Annotated in this window: 1 pseudogene; it reads left to right on the forward strand. The window is 45.2% G+C overall.

Annotated features, from left to right (window positions below):
- Window positions 1-683 (forward strand): annotated as a pseudogene (locus I3217_RS14960) (hypothetical protein); the annotation flags it as partial.

Raw genomic sequence — 683 nt, forward strand, 5'->3', positions numbered from 1 at the left:
ACAGAAAGTATCACGGTAAGTCCATCAGAAACGACGACTTATACAGTAACAGTTTCCGAAGGTGATGTCAGTGCAACTGATGCTGTAACAGTAAATGTAACCGCTTTACCAGTAGCCGATGCAGGAAACAATCAGACCATAGAACAAGGTGAGAGCGTAACCTTAACCGCAACCGGAGGAACATCTTATAAGTGGAACACAGGTGAGACCACAGCCAGTATCACAGTAACACCAAATCAGACCAGAACCTATACCGTTGAAGTGTTTAATGACGGCGGTTGTTCGGATAGTGCTCAGGTAAGAGTAACAGTAAATATCCCAACAGTAGAAGTTGAAGCTGATGCCGGAGACGATCAGACGATCTGTGCAGGCGAGAGCGTAACTTTAACCGCAAGCGGAGGTTCAGCCTATGTTTGGAGTAACGGAGAAACAACAGAAAGTATCACAGTAAGTCCATCAGAAACGACGACTTATACAGTAACAGTTTCCGAAGGTGATGTCAGTGCAACTGACGATGTAACAGTAAACGTAACTGCCTTACCAGTGGCCGATGCAGGAACCAATCAGACCATAGAGCAAGGTGAGAGTGTAACCTTAACCGCAACCGGAGGAACATCTTATAAGTGGAATACAGGCGAGACTACAGCCAGTATTACGGTAACACCAAATCAGACAAGAACTTA

Origin of the sequence: Formosa sp. S-31, from assembly GCF_051172795.1 — a bacterium.
GTDB lineage: Bacteria > Bacteroidota > Bacteroidia > Flavobacteriales > Flavobacteriaceae > Formosa.